General features: G+C 41.1%; 18 protein-coding genes and 1 tRNA gene. 8 read left to right on the forward strand and 11 right to left on the reverse strand.

The genetic code is table 11. From position 1 onward, the window contains the following. The 10 genes from DEO27_RS07770 to DEO27_RS07810 form a co-directional block, all read right to left on the reverse strand. Complete coding sequence (locus DEO27_RS07770) at positions 1-1512, reverse strand: O-antigen ligase family protein (RefSeq protein WP_112570213.1); 1512 nt, start codon at positions 1510-1512, stop codon at positions 1-3. Positions 1513-1541: 29 nt separating this feature from the next. Beyond that, on the reverse strand, positions 1542-1679 hold the full coding sequence (locus tag DEO27_RS31360; RefSeq protein WP_162996890.1) for a hypothetical protein: 138 nt from the start codon (positions 1677-1679) through the stop codon (positions 1542-1544). Between the two features lie 47 nt (positions 1680-1726). Further along, positions 1727-3892 carry an exopolysaccharide transport family protein gene (locus DEO27_RS07775; RefSeq protein WP_112570215.1) on the reverse strand — a complete coding sequence of 722 codons (2166 nt, stop codon included), beginning with the start codon at positions 3890-3892 and terminating at the stop codon, positions 1727-1729. A 3-nt stretch (positions 3893-3895) separates the two neighbouring features. Then, positions 3896-4579 (reverse strand): TolC family protein, encoded by a 684-nt coding sequence (locus DEO27_RS07780; protein WP_112570217.1) that lies wholly within the window; start codon positions 4577-4579, stop codon positions 3896-3898. 4 nt (positions 4580-4583) lie between these two features. Then, positions 4584-5672 (reverse strand): sugar transferase, encoded by a 1089-nt coding sequence (locus DEO27_RS07785; RefSeq protein WP_112570219.1) that lies wholly within the window; start codon positions 5670-5672, stop codon positions 4584-4586. Further along, positions 5653-6039 (reverse strand): PleD family two-component system response regulator, encoded by a 387-nt coding sequence (locus DEO27_RS07790; RefSeq protein ID WP_112570221.1) that lies wholly within the window; start codon positions 6037-6039, stop codon positions 5653-5655. Before DEO27_RS07790 ends, DEO27_RS07785 begins: the two co-directional genes overlap by 20 nt. A 426-nt stretch (positions 6040-6465) precedes the next feature. Continuing rightward, the gene (locus DEO27_RS07795; protein WP_112570223.1) at positions 6466-6849 is read right to left on the reverse strand and encodes a VOC family protein; all 384 of its coding nucleotides are present in this window, start codon (positions 6847-6849) and stop codon (positions 6466-6468) included. Positions 6850-6914: 65 nt separating this feature from the next. Then, positions 6915-7136, reverse strand: coding sequence for a hypothetical protein (locus DEO27_RS07800; RefSeq protein ID WP_112570225.1), 222 nt, complete (start codon positions 7134-7136; stop codon positions 6915-6917). A gap of 91 nt (positions 7137-7227) precedes the next feature. Continuing rightward, complete coding sequence (locus DEO27_RS07805) at positions 7228-7665, reverse strand: VOC family protein (RefSeq protein WP_112570227.1); 438 nt, start codon at positions 7663-7665, stop codon at positions 7228-7230. Positions 7666-7801: 136 nt separating this feature from the next. Next, a complete protein-coding gene (locus DEO27_RS07810) occupies positions 7802-8551 on the reverse strand; it encodes an NUDIX hydrolase (protein ID WP_112570229.1) in 750 nt (249 codons plus the stop codon). A gap of 146 nt (positions 8552-8697) precedes the next feature. Between DEO27_RS07810 and DEO27_RS07815 the strand changes: the two genes are divergently transcribed. From DEO27_RS07815 to DEO27_RS07830, 4 genes are all read left to right on the forward strand, one after another. Continuing rightward, on the forward strand, positions 8698-10329 hold the full coding sequence (locus tag DEO27_RS07815) for a carboxylesterase/lipase family protein (protein WP_112570231.1): 1632 nt from the start codon (positions 8698-8700) through the stop codon (positions 10327-10329). 568 nt (positions 10330-10897) lie between these two features. Next, a complete protein-coding gene (locus DEO27_RS07820) occupies positions 10898-11086 on the forward strand; it encodes a hypothetical protein (RefSeq protein ID WP_112570235.1) in 189 nt (62 codons plus the stop codon). 68 nt (positions 11087-11154) lie between these two features. Then, a complete protein-coding gene (gene hscB / locus DEO27_RS07825; protein WP_112570237.1) occupies positions 11155-11679 on the forward strand; it encodes a Fe-S protein assembly co-chaperone HscB in 525 nt (174 codons plus the stop codon). A gap of 20 nt (positions 11680-11699) precedes the next feature. Then, positions 11700-11779: transfer RNA gene (locus DEO27_RS07830), tRNA-Leu, on the forward strand. Here DEO27_RS07830 and DEO27_RS07835 read toward each other — a convergent pair. Then, positions 11733-13304, reverse strand: coding sequence for a recombinase family protein (locus tag DEO27_RS07835; RefSeq protein ID WP_112570660.1), 1572 nt, complete (start codon positions 13302-13304; stop codon positions 11733-11735). The two genes, DEO27_RS07830 and DEO27_RS07835, sit on opposite strands and share 47 nt — an antisense overlap. 863 nt (positions 13305-14167) lie before the next feature. Between DEO27_RS07835 and DEO27_RS07845 the strand changes: the two genes are divergently transcribed. The 4 genes from DEO27_RS07845 to DEO27_RS07860 all read left to right on the forward strand — a co-directional run bounded on the left by DEO27_RS07845 (position 14168) and on the right by DEO27_RS07860 (position 18114). Further along, positions 14168-14428: a histidine kinase dimerization/phospho-acceptor domain-containing protein gene (locus DEO27_RS07845; RefSeq protein WP_112570241.1), complete on the forward strand. Its 261-nt coding sequence runs from the start codon at positions 14168-14170 to the stop codon at positions 14426-14428. Then, the gene (locus DEO27_RS07850) at positions 14353-14928 is read left to right on the forward strand and encodes a sensor histidine kinase (protein ID WP_112570243.1); all 576 of its coding nucleotides are present in this window, start codon (positions 14353-14355) and stop codon (positions 14926-14928) included. Before DEO27_RS07845 ends, DEO27_RS07850 begins: the two co-directional genes overlap by 76 nt. A 590-nt stretch (positions 14929-15518) precedes the next feature. After that, on the forward strand, positions 15519-16820 hold the full coding sequence (locus tag DEO27_RS07855) for a paraquat-inducible protein A (RefSeq protein ID WP_223818187.1): 1302 nt from the start codon (positions 15519-15521) through the stop codon (positions 16818-16820). Next, positions 16807-18114: a paraquat-inducible protein A gene (locus DEO27_RS07860; RefSeq protein WP_112570245.1), complete on the forward strand. Its 1308-nt coding sequence runs from the start codon at positions 16807-16809 to the stop codon at positions 18112-18114. The genes DEO27_RS07855 and DEO27_RS07860 overlap by 14 nt, the downstream gene beginning before the upstream one ends. The last annotated feature ends 8 nt before the right edge of the window (positions 18115-18122 follow it).

The raw sequence follows: 18122 nt of genomic DNA on the forward strand, positions 1-18122 counted from the left end.
TTAGTTAATTAGTATTGTCTCTGTACTATTTTTCTTTTTTAATGCATCCTGCTCCTGGTCATCAATGCGCTTACATACTACAAGGATGGATATGGCCAGATAAAACAGGATGTTTGAAGGGTATTGAACGAGTGCCTGCTGCGGAAAGTTACCTATGTTAAACGCAAAAAGAATTAGCAGCATAGCTAAACAATAATTTTTGAGCTCCGGGTTTTTAATACTGAAATAAAAGTTGATCCCCGTTTTGAGTACCACGAAGAAGAGCGTGCAAAATAGTATGAGGCCCACCCAGCCCATTTCAACCGAAACACGCACGTAACCGCTATCCGGTGGGAATTTAGCCAGCATCGAATTTGGCGAAAACTTCCTGCCCCAAACACCTACAGAGCCCAGGCCACCGCCGATAGGATGGGAGAGGATAAATGGTTTGATCTTCTTCTGATTTTCGGCGCGTACATTATAGGATGGGTCATCAGAAGGATTGAAAGCTGTTTGAAAACGTTTGATCAAAGGGTTTGATGTTGGCATCACAATCAAAATACCCAATAAGGCACCTGCCACGAGCGTAAAGGTTAAAACCCGCCGGTTAAAGTTTAATACAGCCAGCATTGAAAGTGCTCCCGGCACTAATACGTAAGCAGCTCTGGTACCAGAGTAAAGCATCACATACAAAAAGAAACCGGCGATACAACCCAGGGTTACCTTACGCCTAAGCGGAAGATCACCCATAAGCAACACAACGCAAAGCAGCGCGCCAATAACCATGTTATACGAAAACGTAACCGGATCCGAAAAGATGCCAAACTTACGCATGTGCCCGTTAATAAATAACAGGCTTACACGCAACGGATCGGCGTACAGATACTTGTGTTCGAATGGGAAAAAGCCAATGTTTTCTTGTTGGAAAGCAGAGATTCCGGCCAGTATATCCAGGAAGATCCAAAGCTTCAGTAGGGTTTTAATAAACTTTACCGTGCGGATCTGGTAAACAAAAACGTAGTACATGAGCATGATAAAGCCTACTGTACGCACTGTATAAATCCAGGCCAGCCTTGACTCGGCAGATGGATTTACAAATTCGAGCATATTGTACGCCAACCACACCAATATCATGTAACTGATTGGATTTTTAAAATAAGTCCAGTTCCGTTCGGTACGTTGTTTAATAAAAAAACCGAGGATAAGCAGGTAAGTTGTTACGTCCATCAGCGTACCAATGGGTACCTGATCGGGTAAAAATTCAGAAACGTAACTGATAAAAAATGCCGCTATGATCAATGCACAAATCCCGAATTCGGGGTAAACGGTAATTGCGAATACGATAGGCAAACCTATGGTTAATGCCAAAACAGCGCCCACACCTATAAATTCGAGCTTGTAAGTTAAAAAGCTTATAGCAAGTGAAGTGATCAGCAGAAAAAGCAGCGCAAAGGGATGCGAAAACTTTTGAACCATAAGGTTTTTCCAAAAGCTTTGCTTAACTCCAGTATTGCCTGTTTGTTCATTACGCATGCAGTAGAATAGAAATGCTTTTTAAAAAATTACAGGAACAGGATTTTTACAGCCCATACAAACACACCTATAAATGCAAATACTATAGCCGCCTTACGTGTTTTTTTTTGAAGCGGACTTAAATCTTCAAATGGATCCTTTTCTCGTTTAGGAGGGTCTATTCTCATTTTAAGTAGTATTAATAGTTAAACAATGCCTTGCAGCAAGCAACCAATTAAGAACTCTTCTCTTTTTTCTGATTGTATTCAGTTTTATTGAGTACCCAACCCGCAAACTTGTTTTCGAGCCCTTTCAAATAGGTTATGTATTGCTTTTGAGGATTAGTGATCTTTTTATTAGCCTCAAATACCGCTATGGTTTTATTAGCAAATAACAACCACTCTTTTGATTTATTAAGCGCCGTAAGCGGGGCTGTATCAATGATCACAACATCGTATTTAGAGCGCAAATCGTCAAACCTGTTTTTTACAAATGCTTCGCTACCAATTTCAAGCAGGGTTACATCGCCACCGCGATTACCTAAAACAGTAGTGCTTGCACTGCTTATTTCCTGCTGCGCGTTTGGATTATTTTTAAAATAATCTTCCAGATAAATCTGGGGTTGAGCTGTGTTGCTTATGGTAGCATTATTGAAATTACCGTCAATTAACAATACCCTTTTGTTAATCATTGAATAAGAGTAAGCCAAACTTATGGCAAGCAGGGTTTTACCTTCAGAAGGTTCAATACTTGTTATGGCTAACACTTTTTCGCCCCTTAACTCCTGGTCAATTTCAAACCTTATAGAGCGTAACAGCTCTTTAAAAGTTTTCATCTTATCCCGGTGTTCAACATCCCAAAGTTTGCGCAAATCCAGGTTTTCCCCGCTTATCTTGTTTAAGTAACCCAATAATGGCAGTTGGGTTTTATTAACCAGTTCGGTAGGGTGCTTAATGGTATCGTCAATATAAAATAACACAAACAGCCAAAAAACACAGGCAAATAAACTGCCTATACCACTCAGAATAATAAGCAGCATTTTTTTGGATGGCTGGGCCACATCTGGCTGGGCCATTTCAACCTGGATAAGTTTTATCGAAACGCTTGAACGCAGGTTGGTTTCGTTGTATTTGTTTAATACATCAAGATATTCTTTACCTGCAATGTCAATATCAAAATCATAGGTTTTTACTTTGGCATCAAACGGAACCAATTTTGAAAACTTAGCGTTCAGATTTGCTAATTCATTTTCTATTGATTTGATGCTATACTTGGCCAAATCACGGGAAACCTCAAGTGTAAGCTTTTGTTTGATCTGATCATCTTTAGCTATAAGTGGATTGGTAATGTATTTATCAGATGTTAAATTAATCTGATTTGACAGTTGTCGCTGTAAGGAGTCAATTGATTCTTTATACTTGTTATTAAACCCGCTTCGCACATACTGATCTTCAAGAGTATGCAGCTGCTCCTGGGTAGAAATAATTGCCTGGTTGTATTTGTTGGTTACAGCTTCAACATATTTGCGGTCATCCGGCGTAAACTTTTGGTTGATAGCGTCGATAGCACCCTGGTTGGCTATCATATCTTTATCGGCCTGCAACTTTTTGTCGTTGTAAACCATGATCTGGCCAAAAATAGCTTTTGACTGCTCATCGAGGTTCAGTACACCGTTTTCAATTTTATATTGCTGCAATTTGCCGGTTTGATCGCTAAGTGCTTTACGTTTAGCATCTAACAGGTTTGATAAAAATGTTACCGCGTTTGATTCGTTTTGCTTTACACTCTGGGTGTAGTAATCAATAAACTGTTTACACAATGTATTTACGACAAAAGCAGAAAGCTGAGGGTTTTCTGAATCAAAGCTCACTGATATAAAATCACTGTCTTCGTTACGCATAATCACGATGTCTTTCATGATGTTGCGCTCATCGTATTTCATTGACCTGAGCAGTCCTACAACGTAGTTTTCAGTTTTATCATAAACAGATAATGGCTCGAGGGTAGCAAATTTCTTTTTTAAAATGGCTAATACATTGTCCTTTTCATAGGAGTGCAGTTCGAGTAATTCCTTACTTGGCTTGCGAAAAGGATAAGGATCAGTCAGATCATGGATCATGAGCGAATAAGAAACCTGGTCTATAAGTTTCTTTAGTTTCATGATGGCAATCAGGTTGCTGAATTCGCGGTAAACCTGCTGCTCCTGCACGTTGGCAGTGTTATCTTTATCAAGAAGATGCCTGGAAGCATCAATAATACCGGTAGCAATTTCGGCATGCGACTGGTAACTATCGGGTAGATTTTTTACGAGAAAAAACGATGCTATAACCGCTACAAGCGGTATTATGATCAGCGTAGTTCTGTATTTCTTTAGTAGAGTGAAAAAATTGCCTATCTCCATCGTTTACTTAACGTCTTCTAATTTAGTACCCAATAATTCTTCAAGATTGGTCTTGGCTGTAAATGTCGCTAATTCAGCTTGTACTTTAAAGGAGTTTTGGTTGTATAAACTGTTAAGTTGTTCGTTATAAATCTGAAAAGTTGTTTCACCTTTTTGGAATGCATATTTTAATTGCTTAACCGCAGTTTCGGCATCTATTACGGCATTGGCACGTAGCCTTAGTTCGGCCTGTGCTTCAAGATAAGCAAAGTAATAGCGCTTAACCTGCGCCTCAAGGGTTAATAAATATGCTGCCTGCTGATATTCAGCTGCTTTATAGGTTTCTTTTGCCTGACGAATAGCTCCGGGTCTTGAAAACATTTGGCCAATATTTAATGATATGGCTATCTGGTAGCCTTTAAATATTGTGGGCTGCGAAAGATTGATCGAGTTTTGCGGGCTATAAATGTAAGATGCCGTTACACCTTCAAGCCATGAAAATACGGTTGAATTGTAAAGGCCTTTAGCTGCATTTACCTGGCTTTGTCTTGCTTTAACTTCAGGATAGTTCTTTTTGGCAGTTGCTACCAATTTTTCAAGATATGGATAGTTAACGTCGTTTATAAATGAACTTTGCTGCGCTTGAACACGGCTGGTAAAAAAAAGAACGATTATAGAAAGATAAGTGAGCTTTAGTTTCACAGGCATAGAGTTATACTTTTTCTTTTTGGAATAGTGCGGGAACGGTACCCACAATAATTTTTAAATCTAACCAAATTGAATATTTCTGAGCATAAAAGTTATCTAATTTTTTCCTTTCGCGTTCAGACATGTCTTCTTTACCTCGCTTACTGATTTGCCATAAGCCTGTTAAACCGGCAGGGCCCAGGAAACGCATTGACCATTCGTTTGACGTAAGCATCTCAGCCTCATACAGTGGCAGCGGCCTGTTACCAACTACAGACATATCGCCACGTAAAATATTAAACAATTGAGGCAATTCGTCCAGACTTGAGTTGCGCAGGAAATTCCCCAATTTAGTGATACGCGGATCATTCTTGATTTTTACGAAAGCCACTTTATTATCGCCAGCTTCAGACGCATATTGGTTATTTTCTGCCGATAATTTAGCAAGTAACTGATCAGCATCAGTACGCATCGATCTGAATTTATAAAAATCAAATACTTTATAACCTGTACCTACACGTTTGCTTTTGTAAAATACCGGGCCTTTTGAATCCAGTTTGATCAGGATAGCCACAACCAGCATAACCGGAGACAATACCAGCATCATACCACCTGAAATTACCAAATCAATAAGGCGTTTGCCAGCGGGCATTTTATAAGTAGTGTCAACTACTTTTGACAGCTCAACCAATTTAGGTTTTATCAGTTTAAAGCGTACCAAAAAGTTAAGCCTTTCGCGCAGATCACTGATTGAAAATGGCTCACCGTAAAAGTCATGCACTTTTAATTTAATAGCTTGTTGCTTCAGGGCTTTATCATTTTTTGTTGAAAGTAATACAATGATCAAACCATTTAAAAGGAAACTTTTCTTAACCTCTTCAACAAGTTTAATCCACTTACCTTCGGCATCAACCTCAACCAACAAAATATCCGGAACGGATAAGATAGATTGCTCGCCTAAATAATCATTAAGCTGATCAATACTATTGTTATACGCGATTTTGAAGCCCTCATTTAAGCCATTAGAGATTTTCTCTTTGAACTCGCTACCGGCGTATGCTATCCTGATGTTAGAACCTGAACTTTCGTTCCAATCAGATGTTTGATGATTCATAAACTTGTAAAACTTGGTTAATGGCTGTTTTTAATGCGGTTGGGTTAAAAGGTTTGTGTATGAAAGCATCAACCTTAAAAGGCATGGCGCTTACCTGTGCATCAAGATCGTGGGCTGCAGAAAGCAGTATTACCGGGATATCGCGATAAAAGCCACTGATCTTAACATTTTTTACGAATGATTGCCCGTCAAAATAAGGCATCTGAAGATCTGATATAATCAATTCGGGCATGTTGCCGTCTTCAAGCCAGCTAAAAGCTTCGATACCATTATTTTTAACTACAATATCATATTCTTTTGAAAGAATGAAGTTAAGCAATTTTAATATACTCAAATCATCATCCACTATAAGTAGCGTTCTTTTCATGCTTAATTAATTGGGGTTTAATTTATAATAGTAAGCAGTTAATTTATTGTTGATGTGTCGTGTTTGTTTTTTTTATCGTAAAAATTAGATAATATTAAAAAATATAAATTAATAAATATTATTAATGTTAAAGAAACGAAATTGTAAGCTGTTTTAAATGATAGCTAAGTATAAAAATAAACAGCTCAGCAATTTTTGCCATTTGTTTTACATTGTAATTATAGGCAAAAAACATTCCTCAAATAAAAAACCATCGTAATTATGGCCTTGATGGGCTTTTATACGGGTTTTGTGAAGAATAGTTGTGAAAAAAATGAGAAATTAACGGAAAGTTAATAGTAATGCCGAGGAATTTATTCCCACGGCGGGTAGCTGTTATTCCCCAAAGTGGGATTAAATTATACCTGCTTACAGGTAAATGAGAAGTTATTTTTCTATTACTGATAAGAAGTTCCCGGCTGGATCTTTAAACCAGGCTATTTTTGGGCCGCCGCTAAGAAATATTCCTTTTTCGTTTGTCTTAAAATTTTCCTGATCGTAAATTTCAAATTTAACTCCGCGGGCACTGAGTTCATCAACTGTTTTTTCTACATCAAGAACCGGGAAGTTCAGAATGGTAAAAGTAGCAGGGGTGTGGTTGGGTTTGGTATATATCAGTATCGGCGTACTACCGTTGATATTAAGGTTAAGCAGGCCCTCCATTTCGGGTATCTCAGTTACATTTAAACCAAGCACACCAGCATAAAACGCCTTTGCTTTTGCCGGGTCATCTACCGAAAATCCGCTGAATGCTTTGCTTTCTTCTAACATAACAATTGGTTTTATATTAATGATACTACCTTACTTTTAAATATTTTGTTTTTCAAAACAGGAGATTAGTCCGTCAAAACTTCGGCACGACAACCTAAATCATTCAAAAAGCTGATTAACGATTTTGCGCATAAAGTGCCGCTATCGCATTGCACCCGCAATATCTTGTCGCAATCATCCAGGTCAAAATTGGCTTTATGGTTTCCAAATGCTTTGTGAATGGCATCCAAAAGCCTGCTGGCCTGGCGCCGTTTGTTTACGTTGGTTTTAAAAACTTCTACCATCATCAGTTTTGGTTTTGTGTACTTTTAATGGAGATAAAAGAATGTAAGTAAGGGAATGGAATAATATTGCCATTCCCTTATTTTATTAAAATAATTACGGACGGTTTGGATTGAATGAGATCATCCAGCTAATCCCGAATTTATCTTTAACCCAACCAAAGTAATCGCCCCAGAACTCTTCGCGCATTGGGCCGCCACCTTCCTGGCCTGCTGATAAACCTGCATGAAACCTATCTGCTTCTTCTTTTGATTCGCAGCTGATGGTAAGCGAGAAGTTAGTGCCCATGGTTACCAAACCCATACCTCCTTCTTCAACACCCAAGGCATCGGTACCCATCAGCATATTGCCCGGGCCAAGGGGCAAAGCAATGTGCATAAGTTTGTTCTGGTCTTTTTCGGCAAGTTTTGATGCTTCAGGTCCATCTTTAAAACGCATAACCACGGCAAACTCGCCTCCAAAAACTGATTTGTAAAAGTTAAACGCCTCTTCGGTATTACCGTTAAAGTTTAAATAAGGATTTACGACTAACATGTTGCTTGATTGTTTTTGTTTTATAATTGAGTGATTTTGTAAAGTAAAGTTACAGGATGTAACTTAATATAGGAGGGGCTATTAAGACATATTAAGGGGTAAATTGCGACATGTAATTTTACACGTAATTGTAGTATTACATGGTATCTGCCGTAACCTTGTTTGATATAAACCTGTACAGGTAAGGGGCTTTATGAGCCCCGCCGGTCCACTTTTTGGCTATCCGCTCCAAAATACCCAGCCCCAGCATTTTACGCTGAAATGCCGCCCGGAGCAGTTTTTTATTCAGGATGGTTTCATAAAGCGACTGCAGATCGCCCATTGTAAATTCGTCTGTAAGCAGGTTAAAGCCTATCAGTTTTTGATCCAAGTTGTTTTGCAGCGTTTGCAGGGCTTTTTCAATAATTTGCCGATGGTCCTGCATCAAAACCGGCAAATCATCAAGGCTATACCAATCACAACTGTCAGATATATCATCAGGAGACGGTACCGCTTTAGTGAAGTCAACGAGCGCGTAATAGCCAATTGATACAAAACGTTTCAGGAGCCAGTGATTATCGGGCGCGATGTAGCCCCTGGCATGCATAATTGCTTTAAGTGGTGTAGGGTCATAACGACTGTAGTCGCCAAATACATAAAATTGTTCCAGGTAAATGTTGGTTAAAGCCGTGCGGCTTTCCAATACCCTGCGCGCTGCCTGGTTTACATCCTCATTGTCATGAATAAAACCGCCGGGCAGCGCATATAATGAAGAGTTTTTGTATGACAGCAGCAATACCTTTAACTGGTTATCATGAAACCCAAATATAACGGTATCAATAGCCAAACCGGGTAAAAAACCTTCGCCACTAATATTACTTTCCTGTTGTTCAAACTCTTTATTCATGCAGGTCCTGAAAAAAATAATTGCACAAGTAACAAAAAAATTTGAAATGTGAGATTAAATAATTTATTATTGTATCATTATGTTACAATAAGGATTGTGGTTCCTTTTGTATTGTTATCCGCACGCTACAAACCAAATAACCAATAATGAAGAAACCAATTTTAGTAATGCTGTTGCTTGCACAGGTTGCCTCGGTGAGGGTAATGGCGCAGCTATCTGCAAACAAAACCACCGTTGAGAATGGCGCGCTTGAAGGTACCCGCGAAGCATCGAACGTGTTAAGTTTTAAAGGGATTCCATTTGCGCAGCCACCTGTTGGCGATTTACGCTGGAAAGAACCTCAACCTGTCAAAAACTGGGAAGGCACATTAAAAGCCGACCATTTTGGCCATAATCCTATGCAAAAGCCAATTTTTGGCGATATGGGTTTCCGGACATCAGGTATGAGTGAAGATTGTTTATATCTTAACGTATGGACACCTGCAAAATCATCTAAAGAAAAGCTGCCTGTGCTGGTTTACTTTTATGGTGGTGGTTTAATGGCTGGTGATGGATCAGAGTCGCGTTATGACGGCGAGAGCATGGCCAAAAAAGGAATTGTTGCTTTAACTGTAAATTACAGGCTTGGTGTTTTCGGTTTCTTTTCGCATCCTGAATTAACGAAAGAATCGCCAAATCACTCGTCGGGTAATTATGGCTACCTTGACCAGCACCAGGCTTTACTTTGGGTACAAAAAAATATCGCGGCCTTTGGCGGCGATCCTACACGGGTTACCATTGCAGGCGAATCCGCAGGATCAATTTCCGTGTCGGTGCAAATGGCTTCACCTTTGTCAAAAGACCTGATTGCCGGCGCTATTGGTGAAAGTGGCGCAGGCATTAAACCAACACTTTTCCCTATCCCGTTGGCTGATGCCGAGCAGAACGGTGTAAAGTTTGCCACAAATGAAAAAGCCAATACATTGGCTGATTTGAGAGCTATACCTGCCGAGCAATTGTTAAATGATGCTTTTAAACCCGGCACCCCGCCAATGTCGGCAACTATTGATAATTACCTGCTGCCAAAATCACTGCCCGAAATATTTATGGCCGGCGAGCAGGCTAAAGTGCCTTTGCTGGTAGGCTGGAATTCGGCCGAAGTGCCATTTCAATTTATGATGCGCGGCGATGCGCCAACGCTTGAAAATTATACTAAAACATTGAAGCAACTATATGGAGATAGGGCAGAAGAAGCATTGAAACTATATCCGGCAGCTAATGATGAGGAAGTAATTAAAGTGGCAACCGATTTGTCAAGCGATCGTTTTATTGTGTACAGCACCTGGAAATGGGCCGATCTGCAGGTGCAAACAGGAGGGAAGCCTGTTTACCGTTACCTGTTTTCACGTGTACGCCCGGCCATGGTAGCCTCAATGGGTAACGCGACTCCTGGGCTTGCAGGTGGTGTAGTTAAAGGCGATGCCGCAAAACCTGCTCCTAAAATGCCGTCGGCTGTTGGGGCCGCGCACGCTTCAGAAATTGAGTACGCCATGGGCAACCTTGCGGGTAATAAAACTTACGCATGGACTCCCGATGATTTTAAGGTATCTGAAACCATGGAAAACTATTTTGCCAACTTTATTAAAAAGGCAAACCCTAATGGTGCAGGATTACCTAAATGGTCGGCTATTACTGATAACAACCATGTTAAATTCATGAATATTGATGTAAAGAGCGAAGAAAAGCCAGAAGTTAACCGTGCGCGTTATTTGTTTTTGGACAAAGATTACATGAAATAAGATTTTTTTTCAGATGTATGGGCTGGCTCCTGTGATTTTTCGCAGGGGCCTTTTTTATGGAACGATATCGCTATCTTTATTAAATGAAATTTAACCCGGAAAAAAGCTTCTTATCTAAATGGTTGTTGACGGCCATTTTAATACTCGGCTTTTTTACCTTTTCGGGGCTTAACATTCAAATAGCTAACCGGTTTAATAAAGCAGATACAACCTTGGTTGCTGTTTCACGAAACCAGAGCTCCAAATCAATTTCATACAAAGCGGCTTTAAAAGTAGCCCGCAGAGATAGCCAATTAAACTCCCAATTTAACAATCTGCAATCTTTAAGTCTTTTGCATAGCAGGGAAATAGATATTGACATTAAACAGTTATTTATACTGTTCATGTCAAATAAGCCAGTCAAAAACCTTTTTTTCATCAGGACTTACCATTCCAGCGCTGATGACGGTCATTCTTTTATAGCATAATCTTTCCTTATTGATTGCCAGTTGGTAATCCCTTTCCTTATTAATTATTCAGGGTGTTAGCCTTTATAAGGACTGCGCCTGTTATTTATTATGCTATCAAAATGAAAAAAATTAAAAAGCTCATAAGGCTTTGCGGGCTTGTTGTGTTTATGATATTGGCAGTTGCCGGTATAGGTATATTGGGAGTAGCCCCCACTTTAACTAAAGACAGGAAACTGTTTGCTGACGAATATTCTAAAACGATAATAAAGGAAAACAACGAAAGCGAACCTCAAAGGCCCGATGAATAGCCGATAACTTACCTTAACATGAAATTCATAGCGGTACAGATAATTTGTTAATAGTTATCTTTGCCGCTATGAACTATTTTGAATTTTACGGCATCCCGGAATCTTTTAAGGTTGACCAGGCTTTGCTGAAGAAAAAGTTTTATGAGCTAAGCAAGCTATATCATCCCGATTTTTATGCAAATGAGGATGAAGCAAAACAACAGGAAATCCTGGAGCTATCTACCATAAATAACAAGGCTTACCATGCACTTGGCGACCCGGCCAAGCGTTTAGAATACATTTTAAAGCTGCACGACCTGGTATCTGAGGGGGCAAAGCCACAATTACCTGCAGATTTTTTAATGGAAATGATGGATATCAACGAACGCCTCATGGAAGTGGAGGACGCGACGGAATTAGCATCAATAACTTCAGAAACGCTTGCTATTGAAGGGGATATGAATGAAGAGTTAGCAAAACTGACCGGTGACTATGAGCAATTGGATGATACAGCCAAAGAAAGCCGCCTGATAGAAATTGCAAATATTTACTATAAACAAAAATATTTGTTGCGAATTAAAGAGAGTTTGTCTACATTTGCAGCCCGCTTGTAAGGGAATACACTTACAAAAATGCCCAGATGGCGGAATTGGTAGACGCGCTGGTCTCAAACACCTGTGGGAAACCGTGCCGGTTCGACTCCGGCTCTGGGTACTTTGCCGGAGTAATCACGATAATTCGTTTTTACTCCGGTTTTTTTTTGTTGTAATGTCTTGTTAATGTGGTAGATAAGTGCTGCTGCTTCGTTTACTTCGACGGTTCGACCTTTAATTTCTGAAAAACGCCATTTTTTTGAGAAGATCGAACCAATTATAAATTGTTTACCTTTTATATCAGCTGACCGATATAAATAAATGAGATCCTTTAATTTATTTACTGCATTCTCTATTAGATTTTCAATATCGATATCCAGTTCATAGAAACTTGATAAATCAGCAAGGTTAGCTTCTAACGATGATGTTTTAGTTTCGCACTCTGCTTTCATTAATTTGTAATCGGCACTATCAATTGTATCCGACAACAGCATTTCTCGCAGCCTCGTCATCCGATGGTTTTGTTCGGTAATCTGTTCTATAATTTTTTTTCGCTCAGTAATATAGATTGCCTGGGTATCGCCGTATTCGCCGCGAACAATCGCAGTGTATAATTCTGCTACACCTGGTTTGGGCACGAATTTCATTAATTCATGCTCTAATGATTTATTTACTTCTTCGGCCTTAAGTCTGACTTTACAAGGCGCTTTACAATGATAATAATAATAGTATCCAGTCCGGCCTTTTGACGCGCTGCCTGTCAATGTTCGGGAGCATTCAGGACATAACAGAAAGCCTCGTAATGGTAAATTTTTCGGACAAACCGCTTTAATAGCCAAATCTCTTTTCCGGCCAATTAAAACATCCTGGACTTCGTGGTATAGACTTTCGGAAATTAATGCCTCGTGTACACCTTGTACTATGGTCATAGGTTCATCATTAAATGCGGGAACTATGACTTTGCCACAGTAACATGGATTTCTTATCGCCTCCCAGAAACTATTTCTGGAACACTTCAGCCCTCGACGTCGCGCCATGGCCCATATGTTCTCAATAGCGAAGATGTTCTCGGCAATTTGTTCAAATGCCCATTTCATGTGGGCAGATTCTGGTTCGTTAAATGCGATATATTTTGTACCGTTTTCCCTTGTTTTATTGATATAACCAGGCAACGCCCTGCCCATCCAACGTCCTTCTTTTTTTCCTCGTCTCATGCCATATTTGACATTTAACGCTCTTCTGTCATTTTCTACTTCGGGCATTGAAAGGTAAACTGCAAGCATGATCTTGCTTTCTGGTATGGAGAGATCGAGGGGTTGTTCGATTGCAATGGGTTGCAATCCCAATTTTATCAATACGCTAATCATTCCATAAGCGTCTGCTGTGTTCCGGCTAAAGCGGTCCCATTTGGTAAATATCAATTTGTCATGTGCTTTGCCTTTAGTTTGCTTGAGATTGGACAGCATTTTATTCCAGGCGGGTCGATCAAATGTTTTGGCAGAATGGTCTTCAAAAATAACTTGTCCGACTATTATATTATTACGTTCGCAATATTGCCTAAGTCGCTCATCCTGGTCCCTTTGTGAAAAACCTTTGTCGGCCTGTTCATCGGTACTAACACGTATATATAGAATTGCTGTTTTCATATCTCTAAATCTTGCTTATTGCCGGTTATCAGCTTTTTTTGCTGTTCTATTGACAATTTAGCGAATTTGTACATGATAACCAAAATGATTCGAGCCTCATCGAGCGTTATTTCAGTGCCGTAGGATTTAAGCAAATTCACGGCTGTTTCTGGAGTGATTTTTTGCTTTCTTACTAGTTGGTAATCATTTTTTGACATTGGTTATTACAACATTTAATCATCAAATCGAAAGATGAATTTATCTGGACGCAACTATAGCGTTTGTAGGATGGAGAATTAGTCCTTAAGTGACTCATTTCGTTTATTTTAACCAGCTGAGATTTGTGAAAGACATAGGAATTAATACAAAAATGACATCGAGGATCAATAAATCTATTAAATATTTACAACTGACCAATCCTGAATAATCAGTATTTTATTGCTTTGAATTTTTTACTCTATCTTACTTATACAAAAGAAGTAGCTGGAGCTATAAGAGTAAACTTCAATGTTCAAGTGAACTTTGATTGCAGTTCTGGAAGCCCGGCGAAACGAGGGTTGAACTATGTTTAACTTTTCTACGATATAGTCCTTGGGTCATCCTACACGAGCCAATGCCGGATGAGACTATGAGTGGATATTGACTGGGCTACAACGCTGTTTTACTGAATTGCAGCCTTTTGAAATAGCGGCAGGCGATCAGGCCGCAGCTCAGGAAAGCAAAGGGTGATCCTTCCCTATTAGCTCTCCTTGCTGAATTCAAGCTATCAAGCTTTTTGAAAGCAAATGCAACGTTGCTGATTAAACGCAAGGTGGGTTGATTATGCTTATATCCTTGACCGGGGGAGTATACTCGAAGATGAATTTCGTACACCTTATCGCCTGGTGGGATCAATCATTGATATCACCAAACAAAAGGAAACCGAAAATAACCTCATCAATGCCCAGGCAGTGACGGAGGAACTAATGCGTAAAAAGGATGAGTTTATGAGCGTTGCGAGCCACGAATTGAAAACTCCGGTTACCAGTCTGAAAGGTTCGTTGCAAATTCTACAGCGCATGACTGCCGGATGGATAGGAAAGATCCAATGGTATCTTTCATCGACAAAGCTGAAAAACAAACCGGTAAACTTACTGTATTGCTGAATGATCTGCTGGACGTAACCAAGATTCAGGAAGGCAAGCTGCAATTGAACTACGGGCGATTTGATGCAATAGCTATGGTGCGCGAGAGTATTGAGGAGGTTCGGGTACAGGGTGGTGCCCATAACTTGGTCTTTGAATACGCGGAGGGGGCCGAGATTACTGCCGACCGGGCCCGCCTGGAACAGGTGATCAATAATTTTCTGACCAATGCCATCAAATATTCGCCCAATAATGATCGGGTTGAAATTCAATGCGGAATAGCCGGTGGGCAATTCTGCGTAAAGGTCAACGATTTCGGAATAGGTATACCTGAGAATAAACGTGAATTTCTGTTTGACCGCTTTTATCGTGTTCAGGAATCATCCACGCACTTTGCGGGTTTAGGACTCGGATTGTACATTTGTTCAGAAATCGTCAAGCGGCATCACGGTAAGATAGGAGTCGAAAGTCAGGAGGGGAAAGGCTCAACGTTCTGGTTTAGTGTACCCGTTCAAATTTAATAGTTCAGCTGTTTATAAAGCCGGCGTTAATATTACCGGTTTGCATCCCGGAATATTATGTCTTAAGATAGGGCTCGGCTCGCTGATCAAAAGCAGGCGCCTGTTCAGGAATAATAACATGACTTCGATGTAAACGCTATCGTTTGAGACTTCCCTGGCAGAAAAAGACGCCATGGCATTTTCGCTCTGACTTCGAATGGCCTAAATTTGGATGAACAAGTATTTTGCATGAACTATACAGACAAAACATGCTGTCGGTTTGCCTGCCGCAGGATAAACAGATCTCATGACGGTCTATACGAACCTGTGTTATTATAGCTAATTCTTAGTCGCCGGGACAGGAGTGGCTGATCAGCAAGTTGGGCTTGAGCAATTTGTGGCTGGATTTAACAGCAGTGTCACTGACTGATCAATATTGATAAACCAGAGAGCGGGCGGAGATTTTGGGGAACCGTTTGATCTGAAAGTTTGTTCGGAAAAAAGTACAGAAACAAGGGAAACCTTCCGCCTCTATCCTGTATAAAGATATGGCATGATATTATATGTATGAATAGCGATCCAATGATCACGCGAATTTTTTACAATTTACTTTGGCTATTCGAAAATACTTACCCCAGTTACTACTGATCCTCGGGCTCTCCATTCTGCTCGGCTTTGAGGGGTTTTTCAGTTACCGGTTACACGACCTATCGGCCAGGCAGGAAATGATCAAGTTGGATCATTCCACGATCAATAATATATCCTACGGACTATTGTCGGTGGATCAATGGCGGGACGAGGTCGCGGGGATCGTGAACAGGCAGGTGAAACATTTCAAACTGACGCCCAAACAAAAAAAAGAACTACAAGCAGAAGTGGAGTCTGTACTTTATGCGCTGATCAACAAAGCCGAAGTCATGGTGGAAAAGAAGCCGCAAAGCCTGGCCGGAAAGATCCGCAAACTGGCTATCAAAACTTTTGTAAAAACCGATAAGATCAAGGCGCAGGTTCCGGATTTCGCCAGGAAGATCATCGCCAAGGCTGACAACCCGAATCAAAAGAATAAGCTGAGCAACCTGGCGATGGGTAAATTTACCCAGCTGCAGCACACTGAAAGCATAGACAGTACTTTGCGGGTTAATCACGCCCTCTTTGACCGGATGTACCGCAAATACCAGGTTCATTCCAAAGAACAATTAAATGAAAAACTGGACCGGATGCTGGAAGAGATCCGTGTGGCTATGTATCATTACTGTTTCCTGATGCTCGGCTGTATCCTCGCTGTATTGGCTTTATGGTGGGTTTTGCGCAAGCGAACCGAACTGCATGGGACGCTATTCATCCTGTCGTTGTTATTCGCTTTTGTATTACTGGCGGTGGGATTGAGCGCTTCGATGATCGAGGTGGACTGCCGAATCAAAACGCTGGATTTTATGCTGCTGGGCGAACATGTTTCTTTTAAAGACCAGGTGCTTTTTTATGAAAGTAAAAGCATCCTGGGCGTTGTCGAGGTCTTAATGAAGCAGCCCGCTGCCGACTCTATCGCGGTCGGTATACTAATACTTTGCTTCAGTATCCTTTTTCCGGTTATGAAACTTACATCTACAGGTATTCATTTATTAAGCAAGCGGCAAATAGCGGAAAATAAGGTGATCAAATACTTCGCTTTCCAGTCAGGGAAATGGAGTATGGCCGACGTGATCGTGATCGCCATACTGATGACCTATATCGGATTGAACGGCCTTTTGGACAAACAGCTCGCCATGCTCAATATCCGCGGCCAGGAACTGACGCTGATCACCACCAATAACACGGCTTTGCAACCTGGCTATATTATCTTTATTAGTTTCGTCTTGTATGGACTGATCCTATCTACTATCCTGAAATACATTACCCCTCATGACAGCCATTAAAAAGAAATATACCGTTTTAAATGTCATCCTGCTTGCCGGGCTTGGTATGTTGCTGGGCGGGGCCGCTTATTCAGGTTACCGGCTGGCTGGTATTTCCGCCGAACGCGAGCAGGTTAAAGAGGATTACAGCCTGTCCAACAGTGTGACCTTCGGTTTATTCTCCATCGACCAGTGGCGTGACCGGATCACCGATGTGCTGAGCAACCAGATCCAGGACTATCATATCACGAAAACGCAGCAAAAAGATCTCCTGCTGATGGTTGAAAAGGAAATCCATGAACTGGTGAGTAAAACGGTAGCCGGGATCAACCAGCCGCAGAAAGGACTGGGTGGCAAGTTGAAAAAACTGGCTTTTAATACATTGGTGGACTCTGCCGAACTACAGGCCCAGGTCAGGCCTTTTGCCAAAACCATTGTGGCCAAAATCAGCAGCCCGGAGAGCGAAAAACGCCTGAAAAACATCGCCGGGAGCAAGGTCGATCAGTTGACGAGCCAGATCTATGACAGTGTGAGTGTGGCCAATTACACGGTCACCAAATATGTCTATAAAAAATACAAGGTGTCTGATCCGGCTACCTTTAACCAGCGTATTGATCAAAGGCTCGCTGTCCTGAAAATACAACTCATCCAATACGTTTGCGTGATGCTTGGCTGCGTACTGGCGGCGCTGGTATTGTGGTTTACCCTGCGCAGGCAGGTGCACCTGCAAACACCCTTATTCATTTTCGCATTATTGTTCGCGTTCGTGATGCTCGTTACCGGTGGCCTGTTACCGGTCATCGAGGTGGATGCACGTATCCAGTCGCTGGACCTCGAACTCCTGAACGGGAGGGTAGAATTTAAAAATCAGGTGCTTTTTTATCAAAGCAAAAGTATCACAGGGATCGTCGAAACCCTCATCGCGCAATCCAAACCTGATGCCATCCTGGTTGGGGTGCTCATTTTGTTGTTCATACTGGTTCTGCCCTTATTGCGCCTGATCGCCAAAGGCATATACGTACTCAGCCCCCAAAAGACAGGCCGTAAGGGCATCGTCCGGTACCTCACGTTCGAGCTGGGTAAATGGGACATGTCCGATGTGATGATCGTCGGTATGCTGATGACCTATATCGGTCTGAACGGCATCCTGAAAAGCCAGCTCAAGGATTTGAATATCCACACTGATTCATTGAACGTTGTCACCGTCAATGGCACCTCACTGCAGCCTGGTTATTTTATTTTCGCGGGCTATGTGCTCTTCGCCGCCCTGCTATCCTATATTTTAAAACGCGTATCGCCAGATGACAGGTTATAATTGATAAA

The sequence above is a fragment of the Mucilaginibacter rubeus genome, from assembly GCF_003286415.2.
GTDB classification, from domain to species: domain Bacteria; phylum Bacteroidota; class Bacteroidia; order Sphingobacteriales; family Sphingobacteriaceae; genus Mucilaginibacter; species Mucilaginibacter rubeus_A.